Annotated in this window: 1 pseudogene; it reads right to left on the reverse strand. The window is 70.8% G+C overall.

The features are described from left to right. Positions 1 to 349: pseudogene (locus U5A52_RS43165) on the reverse strand (EmrA/EmrK family multidrug efflux transporter periplasmic adaptor subunit); the annotation flags it as partial.

Here is a 349-nt window from a genome sequence, read left to right on the forward strand (position 1 = left end):
TGCCTGCACGTCCGGATGCAGTTCGACCGACGTGCGGTCGGTCAGCGCATGGTTCGCCGCGCCTTGCTGGCGTGCTGCGTCGAGCGCGGCTTGCGCGGCCCGCACGGCGTCGCGGGCGTGGGCGACATCCTCGGCGGAAACGGCGCCTGAGTCCGCGACGGCCACGCGCCGGCGCAGATCGTCATTGGCGCGCGCCAGGTCCGATTCGCGTTGCGCCACGTTGGCCGCATAGAAGTCGTTGTTGACGTACAGGCCGCTCACACGGCGCACGGTCTGGCCGAGCGACGCTTCGGCATCGGCCAGCGCGATTCTTGCGTCCGCCGGATCCAGCGTCACGACTGGGTCGCCT

Source organism: Paraburkholderia sp. J8-2, from assembly GCF_905220195.1.
Lineage (GTDB): Bacteria > Pseudomonadota > Gammaproteobacteria > Burkholderiales > Burkholderiaceae > Paraburkholderia.